Origin of the sequence: Pseudomonas meliae, assembly GCF_001400515.1 — a bacterium.
In the GTDB taxonomy this organism is placed as follows: domain Bacteria; phylum Pseudomonadota; class Gammaproteobacteria; order Pseudomonadales; family Pseudomonadaceae; genus Aquipseudomonas; species Aquipseudomonas amygdali.
The window spans coordinates 6,323-8,747 of record NZ_LJQT01000017.1; the positions used below are offsets into that span (position 1 = coordinate 6,323).

Annotated in this window: 3 protein-coding genes; 2 read left to right on the top strand and 1 reads right to left on the bottom strand. The window is 56.5% G+C overall.

What is annotated here, in order from left to right:
• Window positions 1-47 precede the first annotated feature (47 nt).
• Complete coding sequence (locus ALO64_RS00525) at window positions 48-1,634, bottom strand: ABC transporter substrate-binding protein (protein WP_044344529.1); 1,587 nt, start codon at window positions 1,632-1,634, stop codon at window positions 48-50.
• A gap of 364 nt (window positions 1,635-1,998) precedes the next feature.
• On the opposite strand from ALO64_RS00525, the gene rpmB reads away from it, so the two are divergent.
• Window positions 1,999-2,232 (top strand): 50S ribosomal protein L28, encoded by a 234-nt coding sequence (gene rpmB / locus ALO64_RS00530; RefSeq protein ID WP_002551514.1) that lies wholly within the window; start codon window positions 1,999-2,001, stop codon window positions 2,230-2,232.
• 11 nt (window positions 2,233-2,243) lie between these two features.
• Complete coding sequence (rpmG, locus tag ALO64_RS00535) at window positions 2,244-2,399, top strand: 50S ribosomal protein L33 (protein WP_002551515.1); 156 nt, start codon at window positions 2,244-2,246, stop codon at window positions 2,397-2,399.
• The last annotated feature ends 26 nt before the right edge of the window (window positions 2,400-2,425 follow it).

A 2,425-nucleotide genomic window follows, 5' to 3' on the forward strand; every position in this document is an offset into this window, starting at 1 on the left:
CAGGGCATTGGCACGCCAGTTACGCAGACAGGCCTAGGTCTGACGACTTACTTGACCTGCACCTTGTAGAAATCCTGCCTGCCAAACGGGCTGACCTGATAACCCGTGACGTCCTTGCGTACCAAGGCTGCTGCGGTCGGGTGGGCGAGGGGTATCCACAGTGCCTGCTGTTGGACCTGCTGCTGCGCCTGATGGTACAGCTTGCTGCGTTCGCCCTGATCGCTGACGGACTTACCATCGGTGATGAGCTTGTCCAGCGTCTTGTCGCAATAACGGGCGAAATTGGTGCCCGACTGCACGGCTGCACACGAGAACTGCGGGGTCAGGAAGTTATCCGGGTCGCCATTGTCGCCCGCCCAGCCCATGAACAGCAGGTCATGCTCGCCAGCCTTGGCGCGGCGAATCAGTTCGCCCCACTCAATGATCTTGATCTCGGCATCAATGCCGACCTGCTTCAAGTCAGCCTGCAACAATTGAGCGCCCAGGCTTGGGTTGGGGTTAAGCAGGCTGCCGGAAGGCCGGGTCCAGATAGTGGTCTTGAAACCATCCTTCAGACCGGCTTTGGCCATTAAAGTTTTGGCCTTGGCGACATCGTGCTGATAGCCGGGCAGGTCTTTGGCGTAGCTCCAGGTGTTGGGCGGATAAGGGCCATTGGCTTTTTCAGCGGTGCCTTCGAACACGGCTTTCAGGTAATTGTCCTTGTCGAACGCCAGGTTGATGGCCTGGCGAACTTCCGGCTTGTCGAACGGCGGGTGCTGGCTGTTGATCGCGACAAACGCGGTCATGAACGCTTCAGTCTTCTCGACCTTGAGCGAGTCGTCCTTGCTGGCTGCCTGAATATCCAGAGGCTTGGGCGAGAGCGCTATCTGGCATTCGTCCTGACGGATTTTCTGCAGGCGCACATTGGCGTCCGGCGTGATGGCATACACCAGCGTGTCGATATCAGACTTGCCGGCGAAGTAATCGTCGAACGCCTCATAGCGCACCGCGGCGTCTTTCTGGAAGCGCTTGAACACGAACGGCCCGGTGCCGATCGGCTGGCTGTTGAGTTTTTCCGGCGTGCCCGCCTTCAACAGCTGCGCGGTATATTCGGCTGAATAGATCGAGGCGAAACCCATGCTCAGCGTGGCCAGGAAGGTCGAGTCCGCATGGTTGAGCGTAAAGCGCACGGTGTGTGCATTGGGCGCTTCGATACTCTTGATCAGCGCGGGCAACTGCATGGATTGCGCATGCGGAAAACCGCTCTGGGCGATCTTGTGCCACGGGTTCTGCGGGTCGAGCATGCGCTGGAAGCTGAACAGCACGTCATCCGCATTCAGCTCGCGAGTCGGCTTGAAATAGTCAGTGGTGTGGAATTTCACTCCGGCGCGCAGCTTGAAGTCGTAAGTCAGGCCGTCTTTGGATACGGTCCAGCTTTCTGCCAGGCTCGGTACCAGCTTGCCGCTCTGGGCATCGAAGTCCACCAGACGGTTCATCAGCACGTCGGCCGATGCGTTGGTGGTGGTCAGTGAGTTGTACTGCACAACGTCGAAGCCTTCGGGACTGGCTTCGGTACAGACCACAAGGCTCGACGCCTGGGCGGCAATCGGAAGCAGCAACGGAACAAGCAAAAAAGGGAGTGCAGCTAGGCGCATGGCGTTATTTCCTGTTCAGAAAGGGCCCCATCTGCCGGCGCAGTCTGGTGAGGGACTAACCCTAGACCATGTACTGGCGTAGAACAATCGTCACGGTGCGACGAGCGGTCGATTTGCCAGTGCCCCCGCATTGCTTGAGCATACCGCCGCGCAGAGCGGATTCATTCGGGTCAAAGTGCTTTGCCTGTTGTTGCGTCCAAGGCTTTCTGGTATAAAGCAGCGCTCTTTTCTAGGGGCCCGGTTCCTTCACTGTAGGTGTAGCCGGTAAGACCCTTAAAGAAACGCGGCGCCTGGCGCCAAATGACTGAGAGATTAAGCGGCCAACCCATGCCGGGTTGGGCATGTGGTTTTAGAGGGCTGAGGCATGTCGAGAGTATGTCAAGTTACCGGTAAGGGTCCGGTGACTGGGAATAACATTTCCCACGCAAACAACAAAACCCGTCGTCGTTTCCTGCCAAACCTGCAGCATCACCGCTTCTGGGTTGAAGGCGAGAAGCGTTTTGTTCGTCTGCGCGTATCTGCTAAAGGCATGCGTATCATCGACAAGCGTGGCATTGAAGTTGTGCTCGCTGAACTGCGTCGCGACGGCAAAATTTAAGGGAGAAAATCATGCGTGAATTGATCCGTTTGGTGTCGAGCGCTGGTACAGGCCATTTCTACACCACCGACAAGAACAAACGTACTACCCCGGATAAAATCGAAATCAAAAAATTCGATCCGGTTGTACGCAAGCACGTGATCTACAAAGAAGGCAAAATCAAGTAATTGATTCTGTCGGCTACAAAAAAACC

Excerpts from the sequence above, each read along its gene's own strand:
- ALO64_RS00525 (WP_044344529.1), bottom strand. The coding sequence starts at position 1,634 with ATGCGCCTAGCTGCACTCCCTTTTTTGCTTGTTCCGTTGCTGCTTCCG.
- rpmB (WP_002551514.1), top strand. The coding sequence starts at position 1,999 with ATGTCGAGAGTATGTCAAGTTACCGGTAAGGGTCCGGTGACTGGGAAT.
- rpmG (WP_002551515.1), top strand. The coding sequence starts at position 2,244 with ATGCGTGAATTGATCCGTTTGGTGTCGAGCGCTGGTACAGGCCATTTC.